The organism is Pseudomonas sp. LH21, from assembly GCF_036549575.1.
Lineage (GTDB): Bacteria > Pseudomonadota > Gammaproteobacteria > Pseudomonadales > Pseudomonadaceae > Aquipseudomonas > Aquipseudomonas peradeniyensis.
This window is the reverse complement of sequence record NZ_CP144367.1, coordinates 1,476,824-1,502,238: the sequence shown is the minus strand read 5'-3', so window position 1 is coordinate 1,502,238 and position 25,415 is coordinate 1,476,824. Positions and strand designations below refer to the sequence as shown.

27 protein-coding genes are annotated in these 25,415 nt (G+C 64.6%); 8 read left to right on the top strand and 19 right to left on the bottom strand.

Annotation, left to right across the window (positions count from 1 at the left end; translation table 11 throughout):
• The first annotated feature begins 3 nt into the window (after positions 1-3).
• The gene (locus VUG52_RS07125) at positions 4-1,311 is read left to right on the top strand and encodes an NAD(P)/FAD-dependent oxidoreductase (RefSeq protein ID WP_050706810.1); all 1,308 of its coding nucleotides are present in this window, start codon (positions 4-6) and stop codon (positions 1,309-1,311) included.
• Positions 1,312-1,473: 162 nt separating this feature from the next.
• On the opposite strand, the gene fadD1 is transcribed toward VUG52_RS07125, so the two are convergent.
• Both fadD1 and fadD2 read right to left on the bottom strand, forming a co-directional pair.
• On the bottom strand, positions 1,474-3,171 hold the full coding sequence (gene fadD1, locus VUG52_RS07120) for a long-chain-fatty-acid--CoA ligase FadD1 (RefSeq protein WP_028693064.1): 1,698 nt from the start codon (positions 3,169-3,171) through the stop codon (positions 1,474-1,476).
• A gap of 298 nt (positions 3,172-3,469) precedes the next feature.
• A complete protein-coding gene (fadD2, locus tag VUG52_RS07115; RefSeq protein WP_050706811.1) occupies positions 3,470-5,158 on the bottom strand; it encodes a long-chain-fatty-acid--CoA ligase FadD2 in 1,689 nt (562 codons plus the stop codon).
• A 201-nt stretch (positions 5,159-5,359) separates the two neighbouring features.
• Here fadD2 and VUG52_RS07110 point away from each other — a divergent pair, with 201 nt between their 5' ends.
• Both VUG52_RS07110 and VUG52_RS07105 read left to right on the top strand, forming a co-directional pair.
• On the top strand, positions 5,360-6,304 hold the full coding sequence (locus VUG52_RS07110) for an alpha/beta hydrolase (RefSeq protein WP_050706812.1): 945 nt from the start codon (positions 5,360-5,362) through the stop codon (positions 6,302-6,304).
• A 35-nt stretch (positions 6,305-6,339) separates the two neighbouring features.
• On the top strand, positions 6,340-6,810 hold the full coding sequence (locus VUG52_RS07105) for a MaoC family dehydratase (protein ID WP_028693061.1): 471 nt from the start codon (positions 6,340-6,342) through the stop codon (positions 6,808-6,810).
• 132 nt (positions 6,811-6,942) lie between these two features.
• On the opposite strand, the gene VUG52_RS07100 is transcribed toward VUG52_RS07105, so the two are convergent.
• The 8 genes from VUG52_RS07100 to VUG52_RS07065 form a co-directional block, all read right to left on the bottom strand.
• Positions 6,943-8,181: an RNA polymerase sigma factor gene (locus tag VUG52_RS07100; protein ID WP_050706828.1), complete on the bottom strand. Its 1,239-nt coding sequence runs from the start codon at positions 8,179-8,181 to the stop codon at positions 6,943-6,945.
• 41 nt (positions 8,182-8,222) lie between these two features.
• Positions 8,223-8,567 (bottom strand): YciI family protein, encoded by a 345-nt coding sequence (locus VUG52_RS07095; protein WP_028693059.1) that lies wholly within the window; start codon positions 8,565-8,567, stop codon positions 8,223-8,225.
• Between the two features lie 42 nt (positions 8,568-8,609).
• Positions 8,610-9,035 carry a YybH family protein gene (locus VUG52_RS07090; protein ID WP_331832624.1) on the bottom strand — a complete coding sequence of 142 codons (426 nt, stop codon included), beginning with the start codon at positions 9,033-9,035 and terminating at the stop codon, positions 8,610-8,612.
• 94 nt (positions 9,036-9,129) lie between these two features.
• Positions 9,130-9,582 carry an aminoglycoside 6'-N-acetyltransferase gene (aac(6'), locus tag VUG52_RS07085; protein ID WP_050706829.1) on the bottom strand — a complete coding sequence of 151 codons (453 nt, stop codon included), beginning with the start codon at positions 9,580-9,582 and terminating at the stop codon, positions 9,130-9,132.
• A 25-nt stretch (positions 9,583-9,607) separates the two neighbouring features.
• Entirely contained in the window at positions 9,608-10,249 is a 642-nt protein-coding gene (locus VUG52_RS07080) for a LysE family translocator (protein WP_050706814.1), read from the bottom strand.
• A 79-nt stretch (positions 10,250-10,328) separates the two neighbouring features.
• Positions 10,329-10,661: a type II toxin-antitoxin system HicB family antitoxin gene (locus tag VUG52_RS07075; protein WP_050706815.1), complete on the bottom strand. Its 333-nt coding sequence runs from the start codon at positions 10,659-10,661 to the stop codon at positions 10,329-10,331.
• Positions 10,658-10,912, bottom strand: a complete 255-nt coding sequence (locus VUG52_RS07070) for a type II toxin-antitoxin system HicA family toxin (RefSeq protein ID WP_082337818.1) — start codon at positions 10,910-10,912, stop codon at positions 10,658-10,660. Before VUG52_RS07070 ends, VUG52_RS07075 begins: the two co-directional genes overlap by 4 nt.
• Before the next feature lie 48 nt (positions 10,913-10,960).
• On the bottom strand, positions 10,961-11,926 hold the full coding sequence (locus tag VUG52_RS07065) for a threonine dehydratase (protein WP_050706816.1): 966 nt from the start codon (positions 11,924-11,926) through the stop codon (positions 10,961-10,963).
• Between the two features lie 75 nt (positions 11,927-12,001).
• On the opposite strand from VUG52_RS07065, the gene VUG52_RS07060 reads away from it, so the two are divergent.
• The gene (locus VUG52_RS07060; protein WP_156329666.1) at positions 12,002-13,363 is read left to right on the top strand and encodes an aminotransferase-like domain-containing protein; all 1,362 of its coding nucleotides are present in this window, start codon (positions 12,002-12,004) and stop codon (positions 13,361-13,363) included.
• Positions 13,364-13,485: 122 nt separating this feature from the next.
• On the opposite strand, the gene VUG52_RS07055 is transcribed toward VUG52_RS07060, so the two are convergent.
• Complete coding sequence (locus VUG52_RS07055) at positions 13,486-13,743, bottom strand: DUF2790 domain-containing protein (protein WP_028693053.1); 258 nt, start codon at positions 13,741-13,743, stop codon at positions 13,486-13,488.
• A 332-nt stretch (positions 13,744-14,075) separates the two neighbouring features.
• Between VUG52_RS07055 and VUG52_RS07050 the strand changes: the two genes are divergently transcribed.
• The gene (locus VUG52_RS07050; protein ID WP_082337819.1) at positions 14,076-14,525 is read left to right on the top strand and encodes a GNAT family N-acetyltransferase; all 450 of its coding nucleotides are present in this window, start codon (positions 14,076-14,078) and stop codon (positions 14,523-14,525) included.
• Here VUG52_RS07050 and def read toward each other — a convergent pair.
• The 3 genes from def to VUG52_RS07035 form a co-directional block, all read right to left on the bottom strand.
• A complete protein-coding gene (gene def / locus VUG52_RS07045) occupies positions 14,480-15,016 on the bottom strand; it encodes a peptide deformylase (RefSeq protein WP_331832623.1) in 537 nt (178 codons plus the stop codon). The two genes, VUG52_RS07050 and def, sit on opposite strands and share 46 nt — an antisense overlap.
• The gene (locus VUG52_RS07040) at positions 15,016-15,972 is read right to left on the bottom strand and encodes a YihY/virulence factor BrkB family protein (RefSeq protein WP_050706818.1); all 957 of its coding nucleotides are present in this window, start codon (positions 15,970-15,972) and stop codon (positions 15,016-15,018) included. The genes def and VUG52_RS07040 overlap by 1 nt, the downstream gene beginning before the upstream one ends.
• Positions 15,973-16,137: 165 nt before the next feature.
• On the bottom strand, positions 16,138-16,317 hold the full coding sequence (locus VUG52_RS07035; RefSeq protein WP_050706819.1) for a CsbD family protein: 180 nt from the start codon (positions 16,315-16,317) through the stop codon (positions 16,138-16,140).
• A 212-nt stretch (positions 16,318-16,529) separates the two neighbouring features.
• Here VUG52_RS07035 and VUG52_RS07030 point away from each other — a divergent pair, with 212 nt between their 5' ends.
• Complete coding sequence (locus VUG52_RS07030) at positions 16,530-16,910, top strand: hypothetical protein (protein WP_050706820.1); 381 nt, start codon at positions 16,530-16,532, stop codon at positions 16,908-16,910.
• On the opposite strand, the gene VUG52_RS07025 is transcribed toward VUG52_RS07030, so the two are convergent.
• The gene (locus VUG52_RS07025) at positions 16,911-17,747 is read right to left on the bottom strand and encodes a CvfB family protein (RefSeq protein ID WP_028693048.1); all 837 of its coding nucleotides are present in this window, start codon (positions 17,745-17,747) and stop codon (positions 16,911-16,913) included. It lies immediately after the preceding gene.
• 130 nt (positions 17,748-17,877) lie between these two features.
• Here VUG52_RS07025 and VUG52_RS07020 point away from each other — a divergent pair, with 130 nt between their 5' ends.
• On the top strand, positions 17,878-18,738 hold the full coding sequence (locus tag VUG52_RS07020; RefSeq protein ID WP_331832621.1) for a DUF6279 family lipoprotein: 861 nt from the start codon (positions 17,878-17,880) through the stop codon (positions 18,736-18,738).
• A 201-nt stretch (positions 18,739-18,939) separates the two neighbouring features.
• Here the strand turns inward: VUG52_RS07020 and aceK are convergent, their stop codons facing one another.
• Complete coding sequence (gene aceK, locus VUG52_RS07015; protein ID WP_050706822.1) at positions 18,940-20,655, bottom strand: bifunctional isocitrate dehydrogenase kinase/phosphatase; 1,716 nt, start codon at positions 20,653-20,655, stop codon at positions 18,940-18,942.
• A 223-nt stretch (positions 20,656-20,878) separates the two neighbouring features.
• Between aceK and VUG52_RS07010 the strand changes: the two genes are divergently transcribed.
• A complete protein-coding gene (locus VUG52_RS07010) occupies positions 20,879-21,754 on the top strand; it encodes a DMT family transporter (protein ID WP_050706823.1) in 876 nt (291 codons plus the stop codon).
• 95 nt (positions 21,755-21,849) lie between these two features.
• On the opposite strand, the gene VUG52_RS07005 is transcribed toward VUG52_RS07010, so the two are convergent.
• The 3 genes from VUG52_RS07005 to cysK all read right to left on the bottom strand — a co-directional run bounded on the left by VUG52_RS07005 (position 21,850) and on the right by cysK (position 25,285).
• Positions 21,850-22,731: a DMT family transporter gene (locus VUG52_RS07005; protein ID WP_050706824.1), complete on the bottom strand. Its 882-nt coding sequence runs from the start codon at positions 22,729-22,731 to the stop codon at positions 21,850-21,852.
• A gap of 382 nt (positions 22,732-23,113) precedes the next feature.
• The gene (locus tag VUG52_RS07000; protein WP_028693043.1) at positions 23,114-24,049 is read right to left on the bottom strand and encodes an aspartyl/asparaginyl beta-hydroxylase domain-containing protein; all 936 of its coding nucleotides are present in this window, start codon (positions 24,047-24,049) and stop codon (positions 23,114-23,116) included.
• A gap of 261 nt (positions 24,050-24,310) precedes the next feature.
• A complete protein-coding gene (cysK, locus tag VUG52_RS06995; protein ID WP_050706825.1) occupies positions 24,311-25,285 on the bottom strand; it encodes a cysteine synthase A in 975 nt (324 codons plus the stop codon).
• Between the last annotated feature and the right edge of the window lie 130 nt (positions 25,286-25,415).

The following is a 25,415-nucleotide window of genomic DNA, read 5'->3' as shown; positions in this document are numbered from 1 at the left end:
AGCATGAACGCAGCAGTGAACAACGGCCCGGCCCAGCGCGCGCCGTCCTATTACAGCGCCACCCTCAACGACACGACCGAGTACCCCACGCTCAAGGGCACGGTGCAGGTCGACGTGGCGATCATCGGCGGCGGCTTCACCGGCGTGGCCACCGCCGTGGAACTGGCCGAGCGCGGCCTGAAAGTGGCCATCGTCGAGACCAACCGCATCGGCTGGGGCGCCAGCGGGCGCAACGGCGGCCAGGTCACCGGCAGCCTGTCGGGCGACGAGGCCATGCGCACGCAGATGCGCGACCGGCTGGGCGCCGAGGTGGACGACTTCATCTGGCAGCTGCGCTGGCGCGGCCACCAGATCATCGAGCAGCGCGTCGAACGCTACGGCATCCAGTGCGACCTCAAGCACGGCCACCTGCACGCGGCGATGAAACCGTCGCACATGAACGAACTGCGCGCCTTCGAGGCCGAGGCCCAGCGCCGCGGCATGGGCGACCAGGTGCAACTGCTCGATCGCAGCGCCATGCAACGCCACCTGCAGAGCCCGCTGTACCTCGGCGCGCTGAAGAACCGCCGCAACCTGCACCTGCACCCGCTCAACCTGTGCCTGGGCGAGGCCCGCGCCGCCCACGGGCTGGGTGCGCTGGTGTTCGAAAACTCCGAGGTGCTGGAGATCGTCCACGGCCCGCGCCCGGCGGTGGTCACCGCCCGGGGACGGATCGAGGCACGCCAGGTGATGCTGGCGGGCGATGTGTATCACAAGCTGGAAAAACGCCAGCTCAAGGGCAAGATCTTCCCGGCCATGGGTGGCATCGTCACCACCGCGCCGCTGGGCGAGCTGGCCGAGCAGATCAACCCGCAGGACCTGGCGGTGTACGACTGCCGTTTCGTCCTCGACTACTACCGCCTGACCGCCGACAAGCGCCTGCTGTTCGGCGGCGGCGCCAACTACTCCGGGCGCGACTCGCGGGACATCGAAGGCGAGCTGCGCCCGTGCATCGAGCGCACCTTCCCGGCGCTCAAGGGCGTGCCGATCGAGTTCCAGTGGAGCTGCGCCATGGGCATCGTGGTCAACCGCATCCCGCAGCTGGGCAAGCTGTCGGACAACGTCTGGTACTGCCAGGGGTATTCCGGGCATGGCATCGCCACCAGCCACATCATGGGCGAGATCATGGCCGAGGCGCTGACCGGGACGCTGGAGAAGTTCGATACCTTTGCCGGGTGCCGGCACATCAAGGTACCGATGGGCGACCTGCTGGGCAATCCGCTGCTGGCGGCGGGGATGTGGTATTACCAGATGCTGGAAAAGCTGCGCTGAGCCTTAAGTCTGCGCAACCTCCCTGTGTAGGAGCGGCCTTGTGCCGCGAAAGGGCGGCAAAGCAGCCCCGGGATTTCAGCGACAATGCATCAATCGATGGGGGTGCTTCGCACCCCTTTCGCGGCACAAGGCCGCTCCTACATCGATCGCGCACGCTGGGGATCAGGCGATCTTCTTCAGACCTTGCTTCTTCAGCTCTTCGTCGCGCAGCTCGCGGCGCAGGATCTTGCCGACGTTGGTGGTCGGCAGCGCGTCGCGGAACTCGATGGCCTTGGGCACCTTGTAGCCGGTGACGTTGGCGCGCATGTGCTCCATCACCTGCTCCTTGGTCAGGGTCATGCCCGGCTTGACCACGATGAACACCTTGATCACCTCGCCGGACTTCTCGTCCGGGATGCCGATGGCCGCGCATTGCAGCACGCCCGGCAGCGCGGCGAGCACATCTTCGAGCTCGTTGGGGTACACGTTGAAGCCGGACACCAGGATCATGTCCTTCTTGCGGTCGACGATGCGCATGTAGCCGTCCGGCTGGATCAGGGCGATGTCGCCGGTCTTCAGCCAGCCGTTGCTGTCGATGATTTCGGCGGTGGCGTCTTCACGCTGCCAGTAGCCCTTCATCACCTGCGGCCCCTTGATGCACAGCTCGCCCACCTCGCCCAGGGGCAGCTCCTGGCCGTTGTCGTCGATGATCTTGCACAGGGTGGACGGCACCGGGATGCCAATGGTCCCCAGCTGGTTGGCCGAAGTCGGGTTGACCGCCGCCACCGGGCTGGTCTCGGTCATGCCGTAGCCTTCGCAGATGGCGCAGCCGGTCACCGTCTTCCAGCGCTCGGCCACGCTCTGTTGCAAGGCCATGCCGCCGGACAGGGTGATCTTCAGCGCCGAGAAGTCGAGGTTGCGGAACGTCTCGTTGTTGCACAGGGCAACGAACAGCGTGTTGAGGCCGACGAAACCGCTGAACTTCCACTTGCCCAGTTCCTTGACCATGGCCGGCAGGTCGCGCGGGTTGCTGATCAGCACGTTGTGGTTGCCGATGAGCATCATGGCCATGCAATGGAAGGTGAAGGCGTAGATGTGGTACAGCGGCAGCGGGGTGATGAGGATCTCGCAACCTTCGTGCAGGTTCGAGCCCATCAGCGCGCGGCACTGCAGCATGTTGGCGACCAGGTTGCGGTGGGTGAGCATCGCGCCCTTGGCAACGCCGGTGGTACCGCCGGTGTACTGCAGCACGGCGACATCGCCGGACTGCGGGTTGGCCTCGGTCACCGCGCCGCCCTTGCCCAGCGCCAGGGCGTCGTTGAAGCGCACGGCGCCCGGCAGGTGGTAGGCCGGCACCATTTTCTTCACGTACTTGATGACGCTGTTGATCAACAGGCGCTTGAGAGGTGGCAACAGGTCGGCCACTTCGGTCACAATGACGTGTTTGACCTGGGTCTTGGGCACCACCTTTTCCGCCAGGTGCGCCATGTTGGCCAGGCATACCAGGGCCTTGGCCCCGGAGTCGTTGAACTGGTGCTCCAGCTCCCGCGCGGTGTACAGCGGGTTGGTGTTGACCACGATCAGGCCGGCACGCATGGCGCCGAACACGGCAACGGGATACTGCAGGACGTTGGGCAGCTGGACCGCGATGCGATCACCCGGCTTCAGGTCGGTGTGCTGTTGCAGCCAGGCGGCGAAGGCGCCGGACAGGGTGTACAGCTCGCCGTAGGTGATGGTCTTGCCCAGGTTGCTAAAGGCAGGTTTGTCGGCAAAGCGTTGGCAGGATTGCTTGAGTACCGCCTGGATATTGGGGAATTCGTCAGGATTGATGTCCGCCGTGACCCCGGCTGGGTACTTATCCTTCCAAAAATGTTCGATCATGGAAGCCCGCTCCTTCAGCAACAGCGAATTCGGTACGCGTCGATGCGCTTATTATTGATATGAGAGGCCGGCTCATTGCAAACCGGATCCTCTGAAAGCGCGCCGAGAGTAACAGCTTTGCAAGGGGTCGCCTAGAGGCCGAAATGGGCCGACAGGTCACGAAAATGACTCAATGAACAATGCAGGTCATTTTTAGAGTAATTATACAAAATGTCGCGAATCCGCCTGAAAGCCCTGCCCTAGAGAGGGCCTGCGGGAACGGCGTTGCGTCGATCCCACAGGATTGGATTAGCCACCGTCAGGCGATGTCGCGCAACTCCCGGCGCAGGATCTTGCCCACCGGGGTCATCGGCAGCGATTCGCGCAACACGATGTGCTTGGGCACCTTGTAGCCAGTGAAGTTGGTCTTGCAGAACGCCTTGAGCTCATCGACGCTCACCCCACCCGCGCGCGGCACCACGAACAGCTTCACCGCCTCGCCGGTGCGCTCGTCCGGCACGCCGATCACCGCGCAGCTGGCCACCTGCGGATGGCCCATCACCACGTCCTCGATCTCGTTGGGATACACGTTGAAGCCCGAGACGATGATCATGTCCTTCTTGCGGTCGACGATGCGGGTGAAACCGTCCGGATCGATGACAGCGATGTCGCCAGTCTTCAGCCAGCCTTCGGCATCCAGCACCTGGGTGGTGGCCTCTACCTGCTGCCAGTAGCCCTTCATCACCTGCGGCCCCTTGATGCACAGCTCGCCACGCTCGCCCAGCGGCTGCTCGTGGCCCTCATCGTCGATCACCTTGAACGCGGTGCCGGGCACCGGGAGCCCCACGGTCCCCAGGCGCGCCAGCTGGCCATAGGGGTTGGTGCTGGCCGCCGGCGAGGTTTCGGTCAGGCCGTAGCCTTCGACAATGCGGCAACCGGTGAGGGCCTCCCAGCGTTCGGCGGTGGCCTTGACCAACGCGGTGCCGCCGGAATTGGTGATCTTCAGCGCGGAGAAATCCAGCGACTTGAAGCCCGGGTTGTCCATCAGCGCGACGAACAGCGTGTTCAAGCCCACCAGCGCCGAGAACCGCCACTTGCCCAGCTCCTTGATGAAGCCGGGGATATCGCGGGGGTTGGTGATCAGCACGTTGTGGTTGCCGGTCACCATCATGCACATGCAGTTCGCGGTGAAGGCATAGATGTGGTACAGCGGCAGCGGCGCGATCATCACCTCCTGCCCTTCCTTGATCAGTGGCTGGCCATCGGGGCCGTGCTGGCCGAAGCAGGCCAGCACCTGGAGCATGTTGGCCACCAGGTTGCCGTGGGTGAGCATGGCGCCCTTGGCCAGCCCGGTGGTGCCACCGGTGTACTGCAGCACCGCAATGTTTTCCAGGGTCTGCGCCACCGGTTTGTGGGTAAGCCCGCGCCCCTGGCGCAGCACCTGCTTGAACGACACGGCCTGGGGCAACTGGTAGGCCGGCACCATCTTCTTCAGCTTGTCGACCACGGTATTGACCAGCCAGCCCTTGGCCGTCGGCAGCAGGTCGCCCATCTTCGCCTCGATCAGGTATTCGATGCCGGTGTCCGGCAGCACCTCCTGCACGCGCTTGCCGAACATGTTCAGGTACACCAGGGCACGGGCGCCGGAGTCCTTGAACTGATGACGCATCTCGCGCTCGGTGTACAGCGGGTTGGTGTTGACCACGATCAGGCCGGCACGCATGGCGCCAAACACCGCGATGGGGTATTGCAGGACATTGGGCATCTGCACCGCGATGCGGTCGCCCGGCACCAGTTCGGTGTGCTGCTGCAGCCAGGCGGCAAAGGCCGCGGAATGGCGTTCGAGATCGGCATAGCTCAGGGTGACGCCGAGGTTGCTGTACGCCGGACGGTCGGCGAAACGCTTGCAGCAGCGCTCGAAGACGTCGACGACGGATGTGTAGGCATTCATGTCAATGGTGGAAGGTACGCCCGCCGGGCGCTTGTCGTTCCAGAAATCGGCTTGCATTTATTGTTGTTCCTCTGCCGGGACATCCCTGACCTGATCGCCGGCTGGCAAAAAGGTGTTCAGCCGACGTTAGCAGCTCTGTCGAGGGTGGCAAATACGCCAAGTGCCGCCATTAACATTGTGAATCTCTTTTCTGTCCTTCCTGCAATCGATGGCTTTGCGCATACACTGTTGGGCAACCTTCGCGCGCAAGGACCCGCCATGCCCCACGACGCCTTCTGGCTCCCCGCCAGCGAGCATTGCAGCCTTTATGTCCACCAATGGCTGCCGGCCACACCGGTCAAGGCCGTGGTGCTGCTGGCCCATGGCATGGCCGAGCATGCCGGGCGCTACCAGCGCCTGGGCCATGCGCTCAACGCGGCCGGCTACGGGCTGCTCGCCCCCGACCTGCGCGGCCACGGCCGCACCGCCGAGCTGGGCAGCCTGGGCCTGTTCGCCCGGCAAAATGGCTGGAATGCCGTGCTCAACGACCTGGGCCTGCTGGCCCAGCACATCGGCCAGCAGTTTCCGGGGACCCCGCTGTTTCTGTTCGGCCACAGCATGGGCAGCTACATCGCCCAGGCCTACCTGCTGCACCACAGCGCCAGCCTGCAGGGCGCGATCCTCAGCGGCTCGAACTTCCAGCCGGTGGCGCTGTACCGCGCGGCGCGCCAGATCGCCCGTCTCGAGGCCTGGCGCCAGGGCCCGCTGGGCAAGAGCGCGCTGATCGACTGGCTGTCGTTCGGCTCGTTCAACAAGGCGTTCAAGCCCAACCGCACCGCCTTCGACTGGCTCAGCCGCGATGCCGCGGAGGTGGACAAGTACATCGCCGATCCGCTGTGCGGCTTTCGCTGCAGCAACCAGCTGTGGCTCGACCTGCTGCAAGGGCTGGCGCAGATCAGTCAGAAGAAGAACCTGGCGCAGATCGATCCGAACCTGCCGATCTTGGTGCTGGGCGGCGAATGTGATCCGGTGAGTGCCGGCAAGCGTCTCACCCATCTGGCCGACGCCCTGCGCGCGACCGGCAACCGTCATGTACAGTTGCGCATCTACCCCGGCGCACGCCACGAAGTGCTCAACGAAACCCATCGCGACGAGGTCACCGCCGAGATCATCGGCTGGCTGGAGCAGGCGCTGGCCCTTGGCCGACCCGCCCGCAGTGAATGATCGGCAGCCTCGCCCGCCCCACAAGGAAGCCCCTGATGACCCAGGTCACCAACACGCCTTACGAAGCCCTCGAAGTCGGCCAGAAAGCTGAATACAAGAAGTCCGTGGCAGAACGCGACATCCAGCTGTTCGCCGCCATGTCCGGTGACCACAACCCGGTGCACCTGGATGCCGAGTTCGCCGCCAAGAGCATGTTCAAGGAGCGCATCGCCCACGGCATGTTCAGCGGCGCGCTGATCAGCGCTGCGGTGGCCTGCACCCTGCCCGGCCCGGGCACCATCTACCTGGGCCAGCAGATGAGCTTCCAGAAACCGGTGAAGATCGGCGACGAGCTGACCGTGCGCCTGGAAATCCTCGAGAAGCTGCCCAAGTTCAAGGTGCGCATCGCTACCAACGTGTACAACCAGAACGACGAACTGGTGGTCGCCGGCGAAGCCGAGATCCTCGCGCCGCGCAAGCAGCAGACCGTCGAGCTGGTGAGCCCGCCGGAGTTCGTTGCCAGCTGAGATGCGCACGGTCACTGTAGGAGCGGCCTTGTGCCGCGAAAGGACTGCCCAGCAGTCCCTGGATTACGCATAGATCGCCGGGGCTGCTACGCAGCCCTTTCGCGGCACGAGGCCGCTCCTACAGTGAGGCGCTTAGCCCAGCTCGCGCAAACGCCGCTCGATATGCCGGCGTTCCGGCCCCTGCCGGGTCAACGTCAGCGCCTGCTGCCAGGCCTCGCGGGCCTGCGCGGTATTGCCCAGTTGCCGATGCAGTTCGGCACGCGCGGCATGGGCCAGGTGATAATCGCCCAGCTCGCCCCGTTCGAGTATCGCCTCGACCGCCCGCAACCCGACCTGCGCGCCATCGCGCCGGGCCAGTGCCGCCGCCCGGTTCAGCTCCACCACCGGTGACGGCCAGTGACGCTGCAGCACATCGTACAGGCCGACGATCTCGTCCCAATCGGTGGCCTCGGCGCTGGGTGCTTCGGCATGCAGCGCGGCAATCGCCGCCTGCACGCTGTAGGGGCCGAACTCCCGGCCGCTCAGTGCCTGGCGCACCAACTGGCTGCCCTCCTCTATCTGTGCCCGGTCCCACAGGCTCCGGTCCTGTTCGTCGAGCAGCACCAGCTCACCGTCGGTATCGCTGCGCGCGTTCTGCCGCGAGGCCTGCAACAGCATCAGCGCCAACAGCCCCAGCACTTCGGCATCCGGCAACAACTGCGCCAGCAACCGGCCCAGGCGGATTGCTTCATCGGTCAGCGCACGCGTAGTCACATCCTCGCCCGACGACGCCGAATAGCCCTCGTTGAACACCAGGTAGATCACCCGCAGCACGCTCTCCAGCCGCTCCGGCAACTCGCCCAGCTCCGGTACCTGGTAGGGAATCTGCGCGTCGCGGATCTTGGCCTTGGCGCGCACGATGCGCTGGGCGATGGTCGCCGGGCTCTGCAGGAAGGCGCGGGCGATCTGCTCGGTGGTCAGGTCGCAGACCTCGCGCAGCGTCAGCGGCACCTGGGCATCGAAGGCCAGGGCCGGGTGGCAGCAGGTGAAAATCAGGCGCAGCCGATCGTCGACCAGCAGCTCCTGCTCGCCCGGGTCCTGGGCCTCGCCCTCCAGCAGCATGATCAGGTCCGCCTGGGAGCGGTCGAAACGGGCACGCCGACGCAAGGCGTCGATGGCCTTGAAACGGCCAGCGGAGACCAGCCAGGCCCGCGGATTGTCCGGGATGCCATCGCGCTGCCAGCGCTCGACGGCAATGAAGAAGGCGTCATGCAGGGCCTCCTCGGCCAGGTCGAAGTCTCCCAGCAGGCGGATCAGGGTGGCCAGGATGCGCCGGGAGTCGCGGCGGTAGACCGCCGCAACTTCATCACGGATTTGCCCTTCGCTGTTCATCAGCCAGGCGATACCTGGGTCATCATGGCTCTCCATTCACGTCAGGGTTGCAACTCTCGCACTGGGCGCACCTCGACGCTGCCAACCCGCGCCGCAGGAATCCCCTTGGCGATGTTCAACGCTTCATTGAGGTCGCGTGCATCGACCAGGTAGAAACCGGCCAACTGCTCCTTGGTTTCGGCGAATGGGCCATCGGTCAGGCTCATGCGCCCGGCGCGTACGCGCACCGTGGTGGCCGTCTGCACGGGCTTGAGCGCCTCGGCGGCGATCATCCGCCCGGAGCCCTGGATGGACTCGGCGTAGGCCATGCATTCGGCGTCCTCGGGGCTGTCGGGCAGGCTGTGCAACAGCGCTTCATCACAATAGACCAGGCACAGGTATTTCATGATCGTCTCCGGGGCAAGGTGGCGATAGGCGGTCGAGAGCGTTCAGGGTTTGAGATCGAACAGCGCTTTTTGCGTTTCCATGTCGAACGGTGCCGACCAGTGTTCATGGATGACCTGCCAATGGCCGCCGCTGCGCCGGTAGCCGACAGTGGCGCGCATGAAACCGCACTGGCTCTCATCGTCGGACGGGCCACAGCGGTTGAGCCAGTGGGCCAGGCCAAGGTCGCCGTCGGCGTGCACGGTCAGTTGCGCCAACTCGAACACCATCGGCCCGGTGCACATGCCCATGCACATTTCCCAATGGGCGCGGTAAGCGGCCTTGCCCTTGAATTGCAGGGCCTGGATGGCGTCGAAGGCAAGAATGTCGTCGGCGTAAGGGGCGACGATACGGTCCACGTCACGCTCGCGCACGGCTTGCATCCACTGCTCGATCAGTTGCTTCAGTTCACGCTCGGCTGCAGTGTTCATCGGTGTTTCCTCCGAAGATTCATCAGGGTTGGTGGTGACGCTTTCAACACTGGTCGAACGGGAAAACGGCAAATCGACAACTGCCCGGAAATTTTCAGTTGAGGGGCGCGACCTGTTTGAGGAAGTACACGACACGCTCGGTCTCGGCAAAGCCCAGGGCCGCATGCATCCGTTGGCTGCCTAGGTTGTCCAGGGCCGCGTCCGAGGCCAGTTCTCGGCAACCTTTGCCGGCGGCCCACCGCTCGACAGCCGCGATCAGCTGGCGGGCCACGCCCTGGCCGCGCGAGGCCTGTTCGACGAAGATGCCTTCGAGATACGCCACCGCCGATGTGTTGCTGCCATTTACATAGTCATGGCGCACCGACGCCTCGGCCAGCCCATGCACCCTGCCCTGCTCGTCATACGCCAGCAGGGCCACGAAGGTTGCGGGGCTGCCGGCGATATCGGCCATTTCCGCCAGGTGGTCAGTTGCCGTACTGTCGGGCCACAAGGCACTGCGCAAGTGCAGCCAAACCGGGCTGCTCGGGTCGGTGCAGGGATGGATAATTGCCACTTCAGGGAACTCCCCAGACTCAAACGGGTGTAGACAAGATGAACTCACGATAACCGGAGAGAATCACATACACCGCGAAGTAACAGAAAATGGCCGCCGACAGCAGGTAGGACCACGTCAGCAGCCGGTCCCCAAGCAAGCGCCCACCATGGCTGGCGATGCCGCAGAGCGACACGCACCAGGCCAACCCGGCGGCGAAGAAACCGCCGAGGAACAGACCCGCGTCCAGCAGGCTACCGCCACCGGACCTGGAGATCAGCACCCCACCCACCGCCGCGAACCAGAGGATTGCGCTGGGCGATGACATGGCCAGGAAGATCCCGCGCAGGAACTCGCGCCAGCCCGACTCCACCACCACCTCGCCCCGCGACTCCAGATGCCCACCGCGCCAAGCCGCCAGCAGCATCTTCACGGCAAACCACACCAGCAGTGCCGAACCGCCCAGCCACAGGGTCCAGCGCACGGCCTCGAACTGCAGTAACACAGCCATCCCGGCCAGTGCAGCGATAGCGTAGATTAGGTCGCCAACACAGGTCCCCAGGCCCAGCCAGAAGCCCTGGAGAAAGCCGCGCTGCATGGCCAGGGTGATCATCGCGATATTGGCCATGCCAATGTCCAGGCACAGGGAAAGGCTGAGGAGAAAACCGTTGGAAAAAGGCATGCAGCACTCGGAGCAGGGAAAAGGAAACGCCATTCAACCGTGGCCAGGCCACAGGCGTATAGGAAAAATTTGCGCCCGCTCAGGCCATTGCCGCCTGCTCGAAGACCTCGTCGGCCCATTGGTTGAGACTCTTGCCGGCAGCCCTAGCGGCGATGCTCGCGGCGGCGTGGACCTCGGGCCGGATGCGCAACATGACCTTGCCGGAGGCCGGCTTCTCCGGGGCGATACCTTGTTCGGCACAGTCGGCCAGGTAGTCGTCGAGTGCCTCGCGGAACGCCTCGTGCAACGCGGGCACAGAGCGGGCGTGGAAGCTGATGATATCGCGCAGGCCGAGTACGCGGCCGACGAAAATGTCATCACGCGCGTCGTACTCGATACGGGCGGCGTACCCTTTGTATCGCATGCAGCTCATGGTCGGACTCCCGCCCGCAGCAGGAATTCGCGGGCTTCTTCTATCTGATATCGCCTGGCCTCCTTGCCAGGATGTGGGCGATGACACCGCCAGCACTGCCCAGCCAGCAGGATCTTGACCCTGGATCCCTGGCGTTCGTGCACCTGGCCGCCAAGGTGCAGCACCAGGGCCTCGATCTCGGCAAACGGCAATGTAGGCGTGGTCGGTGTTCTGAAGATGCACTCCAGAATCTTGCGATATCGAGTGTTCATTGGAAAATGCTATCAAATAAAGATAGCACCTCCACTGTCAACATTCATTCAGGATTTTTCATTCCCCATCAGCACTTGCGCATAACGCCCACGATCCACATTGGCGCCACTGAGCACCACCGCGACACGCTTGCCGGCCTGACGCCCACGCTCCTGCATCAGCGCGGCCAGGGCAGCGGCACCGGCACCCTCGGCGGTGTTGTGGGTGGTTTCGTGATAGAGGCGCATGGCCTCGGCGATCTCGTCGTCGCTCACCCGCACGATGCGTGCGGCATGTTCGCGCACCAGGGCGAAGGCATCGGGGTGCGGCACGCGGCAAGCCATGCCGTCGGCGAAAGTGTCGGCGCTGGCGGTGGTGACGATGCGCCCCCGCTCGAAGCTCTGGGCATAGGCGTCCGCCGCACTGGAGACCACGCCGACGATCTCGGTGTCCAGCCCCAGCAGGTTGCGCGCCTGGATCAGCCCGCAGATGCCCGAGCCCATGCCGATCGGCACATACACGCAATCCAGGTCGGCCACCGCCTCGAACAGCTCCAGCGCATAGGTGGCCACGCCGCGCACCAGTTCCGGGTGGAACGATGGGACCATCTGGTAGCCGCGTTCCTCGGCCAGGCGCGCGGCCTCTTCACGGGCAACGTCGAAGTCCACGCCATGCTCCACCAGTTCCGCGCCCAGGGCGCGCATAGCGGCGTTCTTCTCTCGCGAGTTGCCTTCAGGCACCACGATCACCAGCGGCAAGCCCGCCTGGCGCGCCGCCAGGGCCATGCTCTGGCCATGATTGCCGCGGGTGGCGGTGACCAGCCCGCGGGGGACCTCGCCACTGGCCAGCAGGGAACGCACATAGACCAGCCCACCACGCACCTTGAAGGCACCGGTGGGGGCATGGTTCTCGTGCTTGACCCAGAGCTGGCAACCCAGCCGCTCGGCCAGCAGCGGCCAGGCATGCTGCGGGGTCGGCGGGACGTGCTGGTGAACAAAGGCGGCGGCTTCACGCAGGGCGGGCAAGTCGAACATGGCGATCTTCCTTCATCGGTAGGGCTTGATCCGATCCTAAGCGCCGGCCATTGTATGGGTCCAAAGATATATTGCATGGGTAGCAATTTCGTGTGGATTCCCTCCCTGCCAGACAACAACCAGCCGCGCTACCTGGCGCTGGTCGAGGCCATCGCCGGCGCCATCGAACAGGGTGAGCTGAAAGCCGGTGAGCGCCTGCCACCCCAGCGTCGCCTGGCCTGGGCGCTGGGCCTGAACCCGAGCACCACGCAACAGGCTTACCGCGAAGCTGCCGCGCGACACTTGGTGTCCGGAGAGGTGGGACGCGGCACCTATGTGCTGGCCAGCAGCAAGGAGGCAACGCTGTTTCGCCTCAAGCTGCCAGACCGTCAGCATCAGGTGATTGACCTGTCGACCAACGTGCCGGTGGCCGACCCGCACAATCTTGACCTCGAGCACAGCCTGCGTCGGTTGCTCGAACAGGGTGAAACCGCCCTGCTCGACCATTACCTGGGGCCGGAGCAACTGCTGCTGGGGCGAATCCAGGGCACTCGCTGGTTGGCCAATCGTGGCCTGGCCCTGAGGCCCGAGGAGGTGCTGCTCTGCGGTGGCGCCCAACAGGCCTTGCTCCTGGTACTGCAGTCGCTGTGCCAGGCAGGCGAGCCGGTGATGGTCGAAGCGCTGACCGCCCCGGGCATCAAGGCGGCCTGTCGACAGCTGCGCCTGCCGGTGCAGGGGGTGGCCCTGGATGAACAGGGTTTGCGCCCGGACGACCTGGACCGCGTCGTGCGGGCCAGTGGCGCGCGAGTACTGGTGACCACCCCAACCCTGCACAATCCGACCGGGGCCTGCATGGGCGAGGCCCGGCGCCAGGCACTGGCGGAAGTCGCCAAACGCCACGACTTGCTGGTGATCGAGGATGACGTGTACGGCGCCTTGACTGATCGACCACCTCTCTACCCTTTGCTCGAAGGCCGCGGCGTGCTGATCAGCAGCTTGTCCAAGACCGTGGCCGCCGGCCTGCGCCTGGGCTGGATCGTGGCGCGGCCAGCGTTGCTGGAGCAGATCGATCCTTATGCCCAGGCCACCCATTGGTCGGTGTCGCCGTTGAACCTGTACATCGCTTGCCAATGGATTGCGGACGGGACCGCCGCACGGCGACTGGCCTGGCAGCGGGAGGAACTGGCCGAGCGTTGGCGCCTGGCGCGGGCGTTGCTGGGCAATGCACTGCCGGTGGACGGCGTGCCTTCGCCCCATGCCTGGCTGGCCACGCCTGGGGAGGCCGAGGCGCTGGTTGCCCGGTGTCGGGCGCAAGGGGTGGAGATCGTGCCGGCCAGCGTGTTCGCGGTGGGCACGGAGCGTGTGCGGGCGGTGCGGGTCAGCCTGTCGGCGGCGCACAGCCGGGCGCAGTTGAAGCGGGGGCTGGAACTCGTCCGGGATCTACACCTGCCCCTGTAGGAGCGGCCTTGTGCCGCGAAAGGGCCGCAAAGCGGCCCCGCGATCTTTTGCGCCAACACTGCTGGGGCTGCTACGCAGCCCTTTCGCGGCACAAGGCCGCTCCTACAGGGATTGTGCACGGCTCAATTCAGCCGGCAACCCTCACCCAAGGCGCGGTACTGAAGAGTGTGCACCTGTCCCTGATGGTCCTCGTAGGTCATGGTGGCGGGCACCACTTCACAGACGTTGGGGATCGTCGACAGGCTGATCACGCGCTTGATGTCGAGGTTGGTGGAATAGTCGTACTGCTCGACCACGGGTTGGGTATCTGCGGTCTTGACCTGGTCCGCGAAGGCGAGCGAGGACATACCGACCAATGCAAGAATCAGTAAGGCTTTCATGGATAACGACCTTGATGGCTATCAAGCTGATCGCGTGACTTCTGATGCCGTCAATGGCGCGGAGAAGTTGTCATCGACTGCGAAGATGACACGAAGTACCGATCCCGCTTTATCGTACTGCCGGGGGGATGAGTGAAAGTCTACTCCGCAGCCGGAATAGTTGAACCCCGGAGTCGGATATTCACCCTTGCCGGATTTGCAACAATCTGCGACAAAGCACCGCCATTTTTCCTGCACAGGCCCTGTCGCGGGACAAGCCCGCTCCTACAGGGTTTATGCGACCTTGTGGGAGCGGGCTTGCCCCGCGATCAGCCACACAGCGTGAGCCACACATGCCGCCCCTGACCTGCACCCGCCTGCCCCCAATCCAGCGCCGCCTGCTGGAGCAGTTCTATCGCCAGCATGGCTCGCGCATGCGCGCCGCCGGTGACGGCGAGCAGTGGGTGGCGCGCAGCGTTGAAATCGTCGGAGGGATGAGCTTGTCACAAGTCGAGGGCGGCCACTGGCTGACCGGCCTGTTCGTCGCTCCGCAATGGCGTGGCCAGCAGATCGCTTCACAGTTGCTGGAAGCCGCGTTGGGCGCTGCCACCTCCCCGACCTGGCTGTTCTGCCATCCGGACCTGACGCCCTTCTACCAGCGCCTGGCCTTCACCCCGGCCACCACGCTGCCCGAAGCCCTTGCCTCGCGCCTTGCCCGTTACCAGCGCAGCAAGGTCCTGGTGGCGCTGGTGCGGGATCAGTCGTCGGCCACATCGAGCCCGGGGAACAGCACGTCGGTATAGCCGAACTTGCTGAAGTCCTGGATACGCGAGGGGTACAACCGGCCGATCAGGTGGTCGCACTCATGCTGCACCACCCGCGCATGAAAACCATCGGCAAAGCGGTTGATCGGGTTGCCCTGCGGGTCGATGCCCGAATAGCTGATGTGCTTGTAGCGCGGCACCACGCCGCGCAGGCCCGGCACCGACAGGCAGCCTTCCCAGCCGTCCTCGACCTCCGTGGCCAGCGGCGTGATCACTGGGTTGAGCAGGATGGTCCGCGGCACCGGCTCGGCGTCCGGGTAGCGCTCGCTGCGCTGGAAGCCGAAGATCACCAGCTGCAGGTCGATGCCGATCTGCGGGGCGGCCAGGCCGACGCCACCGACATGGGCCATGGTTTCGAACATGTCGTCGATCAGTTGCTTGAGCTCGAGGCTGCCGAGCATGTGCTCGGGCACGGGCGGGGCGATGCGCAGCAGCCGTTCGTCGCCCATCTTGAGAATTTCGCGGATCATCAGGTATTCGGCTCGCGGGTCTGGGGTTCGGGAGTAACCGGGTGCTCATGGCCGAGCACGGTGATGCTCTGTTGTGGATTGTCCTCGGCGAACTCCTTCTCGCCGGGGTTCTTGCCCTCGGCGGACATGTGCTCGATCACCGCGTTCATCTCGGCCCCCAGCAGCAGCACGGCGGCAGAGATATAGAAGTACAGCAGCAGCACGATGATCGCCCCGATACTGCCATACATGGCGTTGTAGTCGGCAAAGGTCTTCACGTAGTAGGCAAAGCCCAGTGACGCGATGATCCACACCACCACCGCCAGCACCGAGCCTGGGGTGATGAAGCGGAATTTCTGCTTCACATCGGGCATGACGTAGTAGATCAGCGCCACCGCCACCATCATCAGGATGATGATCGCCGGCCAGCGCAGGATGGTCCAGACGACCACCACCGCCTCTTCCAGGCCCACCTGGGAGGCGATCCACCCCATGACCTGCGGCCCCAGCACCATCAGCGCGGCAGCCGCCAGGAGCATGCCGGCGACGCCGACGGTGTAGATGATCGACAGCGGGATACGCTTCCACACCGGCCGCCCTTCTGGCACGTCGTAGGCGGCATTCATCGCGCTCATCATCAGGCGCACACCCGCCGAGGCGGTCCACAGGGCGATCACGATACCCACCGACAGCAATCCGCCCTTGGACTGCTGCAACTGGTCGATCACCGGGTTGACCTGCTCCAGAGCCTGGGGCGGCAGCACCAGCTCGGACTGCAGGCGCAGCCAGGAGAAGAAGTCCGGCAGGTGCAGGAAACCGATCAGGGCAATCAGGAACAGCAGGAACGGGAACAGCGAGAACAGCATCTGGTAGGCCAGCGCGGAGGCATAGGTGGACATCTCGTCGTCGAGGAACTCCTTGACGGTGCGCACCAGCACGCGGTGCAGGGGCAGGCCGCGCAGGTCGGGGAAAATCATAGCGTCTCCTTTCGCCGCTTGATCGGGGTGGCAATGCAACAAGTCTAATAGACCAGGCGGCGAGCGTGCTGTTCGCGGGCGTGTTGCCGAACGCACAACGCAATCGCGGGGCAAGCCCGCTCCCACCGAGTGAGAACGCACTGCCCCGCGACAATGCCACTGCGATCAAGGCTTCTTCACGGCATCCTTGACCTTGCCCACGGCCTGCTGCGCCTCGCCCTTCAATTCCTGGGCCTTGCCCTCGGCGCGCAGCCTGTCGTTGTCGGTCACCTTGCCGACGCCTTGCTTGATGTTGCCCACGGCCTCGTTGGCCAGGCCTTTCGCTTTATCCTTGGTGCCGCTCATGGGATGTCTCCTTGCCGGAAAGACACGGGAAATCGTGTCGACACCTGATCGACCCACGGCCATCGGCAGGAGTTTCAATTAGTTTGCCTGGACCCAGCCCAACGGCTTCGCGCTTTCCGTGTGGGAGCGGCGGCGCGCCGATGCGACTTGCCCCGCGATGAGCCCACCCGCACAATATCAGGCCAATCTAGCGTCAACCCGCAGGAACCTGCATGAAACTCGACAAACCCACCGCCATCGCTCGCCGTAACGAAGCGCTGACCCGGCCGGTGCTCAACCGCGACAACACCCTGTTCGCCATCCTCGACAAGAAGCGCAACCTGTGGTGGTTCGAGGTGCCGGTGGCGCTGCTGCGCAAAGGCCAGCCCGACTGGGTCAACCTGCTGCTGCACACCCCGGAAACCGACGAACTGCAACACCTGAAGGTACCGACCAATTTCCTGCGCGCTCACCAGGAGCAGATGGAAGTGCGCAACGCCGGCAAACGCCGCTCGACCATCAGCCTGGCCCTGAGCGCCGACCGCGACTCGCTGCTGCGCGACAGCCGCCCGGGTGGCGAGCAGCTGGACTTCAGCACTTTCGTGCAGGCCTGATCAGGCCCGCTCGATGCGATCGTCATGGATGACGATCCGGCCCTGCTTGAACAGAGCGCCGATGGCTTTCTTGAAGTTGCCCTTGCTGACATTGAACATCTGGCTGATCAGCGCCGGATCGCTCTTGTCGCACACCGCCAGCACGCCGCCATTGGCCTCCAGGCGCTGCATGATCTGCTCGGGCAAACCGTCGGCCAGGGCCTGGCCCACCGGCTGCAGGCTCAGGGCGATCTTGCCGTCGGCGCGCACCTCCTTGATGAAGCCCTTCTCGTGCATGCCCGAACGCAGGAACTTGAACACTTCGTTCTTGTGGATCAGGCCCCAGTGGCGGTTGTTGATGATCGCCTTGAAGCCCATCGGCGTCTCGCCGGCCACCAGCAGCTCGACCGGCTGGCCGACCTGGTAGTCCACCGGGGTGCGGTCGAGGTAGCGGTCCAGCTTGGCGGTGGCGGTGATGCGCCGGGTGCGTTTGTCCAGGTAGGCGTGGACCACGCAGTAGTCACCGATCTTCAGTGGCCGGGACTCTTCCGAGTAAGGCATCAGCAGGTCCTTGGACAGGCCCCAGTCGAGGAAGATGCCCGCGCCGTTGATGTCCTTGACCTTGAGGCTGGCGAACTCGCCCACCTGCATCTTCGGCTTTTCGGTGGTGGCGATCAGCTGGTCCTCGCTGTCGAGGTAGATGAACACGTTGAGCCAGTCGTCCAGCTCGAGTTCGGCATCCTTGGGGAAGTAGCGCCGTGGCAGGAGGATCTCGCCGTCGGCGCCGCCGTCCAGGTACAGGCCGAATTCCACGTGTTTCACGATTTGCAAACTGTTGTAACGCCCAAGCAGAGCCATTTCCGAAGATCCTCAAGACAAGGCGGCTATTCTAACACTTGACCCGCCCGTCCGCCCGAGCGCGCATGCGCCGGAACCCTCGGGCCCACCTTGCGTCCACTGCCTGGCCAGCCTGTGCAAGGATTCGCTCATGCCCCGACGCCTGACCCACGCCCTGCTGCTCCTCATCGGCTTCGCCCTGGCGCTTGCGGCCTGCAGCCGCATCGACCTGGCCTACCGCAACCTCGACCGCCTCGTGCCCTGGTCGCTGGACGATTACCTGGACATGAACCGCGAGCAGAAACAGCTGCTCGACGAACGGCTCAGGCAACAACTGGCCTGGCACTGCAAGACGCAACTGCCCGGCTACCTCGACTGGCTCGACCGGGTGCGGCTGATGGTGGCCGATGACGCGGTCACCGACCAGGCCCTGGAGCAACGCACCCTCGAAGCCCGCCAGGCCATCGGCCGGGTGGCCACGGCGATCACCCCCTCGGCCACCGAACTGCTGCGCGGGATGAGCGACTCCCAGGTCGCCGAGATGCGCCAGGCGTTTCGCGCCGACATCGACAAGCGCCGCAAAACCTATGACGAAACCCCGCTGCCCAAACAGATCGAACAGCGCGCCGTGCGCATGCAGAAACGCCTGGAACCCTGGCTGGGTGAACTCAGCGCGCAGCAACGCTTGCGGGTGATGAGCTGGTCCCAGGCCCTGGGCGACCAGAACCGCCAGTCGATCGCCAATCGCGCGCACTGGCAGCAACAGCTGGTGCTGGCAATGGACCAGCGCGCCACGCCCGGCTTCGAACCGCGCCTTGCGCAACTGCTGCAGCGCAAGGAAAGCCTGTGGACGGCGGAGTACCGCCAGGCCTATGAGAACAGTGAACAGCAGGCGCGCAGCCTGCTGGTCGATCTGATGAAGCAGAGCAGCCCTGCGCAGAAGCAGTTCCTGCAACAGCGCCTGAGCAAGGTGCGGGCGGATTTCAGTGAGCTCAAGTGCCTGAAAGGTTGAAGCCATCCTGCTCTCATGGAACAAAACGTATTTCCTTGATTTAGCCGGGACAGCGTGGGAGCGGGCTTGCCCCGCGATCACCGGCATAGCCGGTGCCATACGCCGCATCGCGGGGCAAGCCCGCTCCCACGCTGACGATGCTTGCAGCTTTGTTCCCTGCGCGACGGGTTGGGCGATCTCCTACAGGCTTTGCGTGATGATCTAGCGCCCCTTGCGCCGATACGGAAACACATCGATCACCTTCCCTGCCCGGATCGCCTCCTGCAAGCTTTTCCAGTAATCAGCGTCATACAGCTCGCCATGCAGGCGGCTGAACAAGCGGCGCTGGCCGATATCAGCGAACAGGAACGGTGGAAACTCCTCGGGGAACACATCGTGCGGCCCGATCGAGTACCACGGCTCGCCCGACATCTCGTCCTCCGGGTAGCGCGGTGGCGGGATATGGCGGAAGTTGACCTCGGTGAGGAAGCTGATCTCGTCGTAGTCATAGAACACCACCCGGCCATGGCGGGTTACGCCGAAATTCTTCAGCAGCATGTCGCCGGGGAAGATGTTGGCCGCCGCCAGCTGCTTGATCGCCAGCCCGTAGTCCTCCAGCGCCTCCAGCACCTGGGCTTCGCTGGCCTGTTCGAGGTAGAGGTTGAGCGGGGTCATGCGCCGCTCGGTCCAGCAGTGACGGATGAGTACCGTGTCACCCTCCAGCGCCACGGTGGAGGGCGCCACCTCCAGCAGCTCGGCGAGGCAGTCGGGATCGAACTTGGCGCGGGGGAAGCGAAAATCGGCGAACTCCTGGGTGTCGGCCATGCGCCCGACACGATCCACGCTCTTCACCAGGCGATATTTCTCGATCACCGTGGCACGATCAACGGTCTTGGATGGCGAGAAACGGTCCTTGATGATCTTGAACACGGTGTTGAAGCCCGGCAGGGTGAACACGCTCATCACCATCCCGCGCACCCCCGGCGCCATGAAGAAGCGGTCGTCGCTGTTGGCCAGGTGGTTGATCAGCGCGCGGTAGAACTCCGACTTGCCGTGCTTGTAGAAGCCGATCGAGGTGTACAGCTCGGCGATGTGCTTGCCCGGCAGGATGCGCTTGAGGAAGTTGACGAACTCCGCCGGCACCGGCACATCGACCATGAAGTACGAACGGGTGAAGGAGAAGATGATCGACACCTCCGCCTCGTCGGTGATCAGCGCATCGGCCTCGATGCCATGGCCTTCGCGGTGCAACAGCGGGATCACCAACGGCCACTGCTCGTCCTGGGTGTACAGGCGCCCGACCAGGTAGGCGCCCTTGTTGCGGTAGAGCACCGGAGTGAACAGCTCCACCGCCAGCGCCGGGTCCTTGCACACCCAGTCGGGCAGGCATTCACGCAGTTGGTCCTGCAACCGCGACAGATCGCCCTCCAGGTCCCCGTAGGGCACATCGAAGCGGTAATCGGCGAAGATCGCCCGCAGCAATCCCTTCAGTCCGCCATCCAGTGCATAGGTACGCGTCTGCGCCGCGCGTTCGTGGCCACGCATTGACGGGCGGGTGGTGTGGATGAACATGCAGCCGTCGCTGATCTGGTCATGGCTGAACAGGCTGCAGAACAGCGAGTTGTACCAGGTCTCGGACAGCTCATCATCCAGCCGCGGGTCGATCAGGCGGATGTAGGCGTTCTTCACCAACGGCCACTGCTCGACGTCCAGCAGCTGGGAGGGTTCGAAGCCCTGGCGCAGCCAACCGTTGACCTCGGCGACCTTCTCTTCGTAGAGGTTGATCCGCGCCGCCGCGGCGTGCTGGATGTCCTGCCAGCGGGCCTGCTCGAAGCGCTCGCGGGCACCGAGGGTGATGCGGCGAAAATGCTCGCGGTAGTCGTCGAAGCCATCGAGGATCATCCGGGCGATGTCGGCGGCGGGCCAGGGTTGGGTCATGCGCGGGATCTCATGGCAAGTTGAGTTAGATAGCTTAGTCGTCCGTAAGCGGCTCGCAGGCTGTGTAAGCCTTATCGCGGGGCAAGCCCGCTCCCACGCCGCCAGTGTTCCACACGTGGGAGTGGGCTCGCAGGCGATAAGGCTTACACAGCAAGAAAGCACAAGAATCCCGCTTGCCCACTGACGTACACTCGCGCCCCTGCCCCACCGCCGGAGACCACCCGTGAGCCCCATCGCCCTTGCCCGCCTGCTGACCCTTGCCGCCGTCTGGGGCGCCAGCTTCCTGTTCATGCGCATCATCGCCCCGGAACTTGGCACCGTGCCGACCGCCTTTTTCCGCGTATCGATCGCCTGTCTGGGGCTGATCGCCATCCTCGCCGCCGCCCGCGTGCGCTGGAGTTTCGAGGGCAAGCTGGGCGCCTGCCTGGTGCTGGGCATGATCAACTCGGGCATTCCGGCCACGTTCTATTCCGTGGCGGCGCAGGTGCTGCCGGCGGGCTATTCGGCCATTTTCAACGCCACCACGCCACTGATGGGCGTGCTGATCGGCACCTTGTTCTTCCGCGAGGCGATGACCCTGCCCAAGCTCTGCGGGATCTTCCTCGGCCTGTTCGGCGTCGGCATCCTCAGCGGCGCCGGCCCGGTGGCGCTGGATATGGCCCTGGTGCAAGGCGCCCTGGCGTGCCTGGCGGCGACCACCTGCTACGGTTTCGCGGGTTTCCTGGCGCGGCGCTGGGTGGGAACGCTGGACAGCCGCCTGTCGGCCCTGGGCAGCATGCTCGGCGCCACCCTGCTATTGAGCCCGCTGTTCGCCTGGAGCGCGCTGACCCAGCCACCAGCGAGCTGGGGCGGCTGGCAGGTGTGGCTGTCGCTGCTGGGCCTGGGGCTGCTGTGCACCGCCTTCGCCTACATCCTGTACTTCCGCCTGCTGAACGAGATCGGGCCGGTCAAGGCCAGTACCGTGACCTTCCTGATCCCGGTGTTCGGCGTGCTGTGGGGCGCATGGCTGCTGGATGAACCGCTGTCGATGGCGCACTTGTATGGCGGCCTGCTGATCGCCGCGGCGCTCTGGCTGGTGCTGCGCCCGGCACGGTCATGACGTGGGAGCGGGCTTGCCCCGCGATTGCGTCAGGCCAGGCAACAAAACAACCTGGCGAACGCATCGCGGGGCAAGCCCGCTCCCACCGGATCATCTCAAGCTTCGGCGGTGCGCAACGCCGGCTTGCGGAACACGAACAGCAACCCGACCACGATCAACCCCATTCCCAGCAAGCTGAGCGGCGCCAGGCGATTACCGAAGATGGCGAAGTCCATCACCGCCGTCACCGCCGGCACCAGATAGAACAGGCTGGTGACATTGACCAGGTTGCCACGGGCGATCAGCCGGTACAGCAGCAGCGTGGCCAGCAGCGAAACCACCAGCCCCATCCACAGCAGCGCGCCGATGAAGCTGGCGTTCCACTCGACATGCAACGGCTGGAACGGCGCGAACAGCGCGCACAGGGCAAACCCGGCCAGGTACTGCAGCGGCAAGGTGCCCATCGGGTTGTCGCTGATGCGCTTCTGCAGAATCGAGCCGAAGGTCATGCTGGCCAGCGCCAGCAGGGCGAACAGCATGCCCGCCAGGGACACCCCGCCAAGGTTGATGCCCTGGTAGACCACCATCACCAGGCCGCCAAGCCCCAGGCCCAGGCCGAACAGCCGGCTCCAGGAACGCTGGCGCTCCATCAGCACCACGGTAAGGATCGGCTGCACGCCCATGACCGTGGCCATGACGCCGGGGGTCACATGGGTATTGAGCGCCAGCAGGTAGAAGATCTGGTAGGCGCCCAGCAGCACGCAGCCGGTCCCCAGGGCGCGAACAATGCCGCCCCGGGTACGGGGCCAGCGCAGGCCAAGTAACGGACCGATCAGCAACAGACCGAAAAGCGCCAGGGCCGAACGCAGCAGCAGGAAGGCGAAAGGACTGGCCTGGGTCAGGCCGAGCTTGGAAACGATCGCCCCGCTGCTCCACAGCAGGACGAACAGACTGGTAGTGGCCGCCGAGGCCACGGATGCTTTGTTGAAAAAAGACATGTATTGCCACCTGTATACGGGCAAATGAGCCGTACGGAGGGCCTATCGCGACTTGCGGGGATAGCCGACCGTGTTCAGTAGGTTGCGAGTGCGGTGGGGAGCGGCCAGCGGCCGATCAGCCCAACACCACGACTGCGCAAGGAGGCGGAGCTACGCCGCCTACGACGCCACTGACAGGTGGTGGGTAGTGACTGATCATGGCCGGCTGCTGGCTGCCACGCACGACCACGCCCGCGACAGGCGCGAGAACGTAAGCAGTGGTGGAAGGGATGGCAGGCATGAACAGGTCTTCTGGGAAGAGGGTGTTTCGGAATATAGCGGGGGAATCATCGCGGGGCAAGCCCGCTCCCACCAGGAGCGGGAACGCGCTTGCACAACCGGATCAGAACAGCCAGCGGTACAGCGCGTAGGCGACGACAACCGCCAGCACCGGCCGCAGCACGCGGTAGGCCTTGGGGTTGGCGCGTTTGAACTGCTTGACCCGGGTGCTGATGACGTTGCTGAAGCGCTTGCTCCAGGCGTAGGCCTGGTTGATCCCGCCGACGCGCTCGTCATCGGTGTTCTGCGGCGCGGTGGCGCGACCGAGGAAGGCGCTGACCTTGCGGTTGATGCGGGTCATCAGCGGGCTGTTGAGCGGGCGCTCGACGTCGCAGAACAGGATCACGCGAGTGACATCGGTCTCGTTCTTGACCCAGTGCACGAAGGTCTCGTCGAACATCACGTCCTCGCCGTCACGCCAGGCGTAGGGCTGGCCGTCGACGTAGATGCGGCAGTTGTCCGAGTTCGGCGTGGACAGGCCCAGGTGGTAGCGCAGGGAGCCGGCGAACGGGTCACGGTGCGGGTTCAGGTGGCTGCCGCCGGGCAACAGGGCGAACATCGCACCCTTGACGTTGGGGATGCCGCTGACCAGCTCGACGGTCTTCGGGCACAGCGCCTCGGCCGAGGGCAGCGGCTTGTCGTACCACTTCAGGTAGAAACGCTTCCAGCCCTTCTTGAAGAACGACCCGAAGCCGGCGTCGTTGTCTTTCTCCGCCGCGCGGATGTAGCCCTCGTCGAACAGGCGCATGGCCTCTTCGCGGATCACCTCCCAGTTGTCCTTGAGCACGTCCAGCTCGGGAAAACGCTGGCGGTCCAGGTAGGGCTTGGAAGGCACGCCGGAGAACAGGTACATCAGGCTGTTGTAGGGGGCGAACAGCGCCGAATGGTTGACGAACTGGCGCAGCACCGGCAGGCGCGCCTTGCCGCGCAGGTGCACGAACAGCACGCTGCCGAAGAACACCAGCAGGACACCTGCCTTGGCGACGAAGGAAAAGGTCATGCAACACTCCTTGGAGGGGAAATCTGGCCATCCCCAGATAGCCGGACATCATAAACCCATCCGGGCCGGGTAAAAACAACCGGTGCCGGATCGCAGTGTCAAGGATTGTGCAATAAAGGAATGAGGCCGACATTGCGCCGGATCAGCGGTGGCCCGGATATCCCGGGCCCCGTTCGCGGCACAAGGCCGCTCCTACAGGCGAGCGCAACCTCCTTGTAGGAGCGGCCTTGCGCCGCGATGGGCTGCGCAGCAGCCCCAGGCTTACTGCTGGGTTTCCTGCTCGGTGAACATGTCGCTGAACAACATGCTCGACAGGTAGCGCTCGCCCGAGTCCGGCAGGATCACCACGATGGTCTTGCCCTGCATCTCGGGTTTCTCGGCAAGGCGCACCGCCGCCGCCATCGCCGCGCCGCAGGAGATGCCGCAGAGGATGCCCTCTTCCTGCATCAGGCGGATGGCCATGGCCTTGGACTCGTCCTCGGTGACGGTCTCGACCTGGTCGACGATCGACAGGTCGAGGTTCTTCGGCACGAAACCGGCGCCGATGCCCTGGATCTTGTGCGGGCTGGGCTTGAGTTCCTCGCCGGCCAGGGTCTGGCTGATCAACGGCGAGTTCACCGGTTCCACCGCCACCGACAGGATCGACTTGCCCTGGGTGTGCTTGATGTAGCGTGACACGCCGGTGATGGTGCCACCGGTGCCGACGCCCGCCACCAGTACATCGACCGCGCCGTCGGTGTCGTTCCAGATCTCGGGGCCGGTGGTCTTCTCGTGGATGGCCGGGTTGGCCGGGTTGTCGAACTGGCCCGGCAGGAAGTGCTGGGCAGGATCCGAGGCGACGATCTCGTTGGCCTTCTCGATGGCGCCCTTCATGCCCTTGGCCTTGTCCGTCAGCACCAGTTCGGCGCCCAGTGCCTTCAATACCTTGCGTCGCTCCAGGCTCATCGAGTCCGGCATGGTCAGCACCAATCGGTAGCCACGGGCGGCGGCGACGAAGGCCAGGCCGATGCCGGTGTTGCCCGAGGTGGGTTCGACGATGGTCATGCCCGGCTTCAGCTTGCCGCTGCTCTCGGCGTCCCAGATCATGCTCGCGCCGATCCGGCACTTCACCGAATAACCCGGGTTGCGCCCCTCGATCTTGGCCAGGATGGTCACTCCGCGCGGGGCGATGCGGTTGATCTGCACCAGCGGCGTGTTGCCGATGGAATGTGCGTTGTCGGCGTAGATACGGCTCATGGCAGGGGTCCTTGAACATGAAAGAGCAGGGAAAACCATGAGGGTAAGCCTGCAACGGGGGAGCGTAAAGCCCGTTCGAACTCGATGAAGAGGCCCGTGGTCAACCACACATCCCGGTGCGGAGAATCAT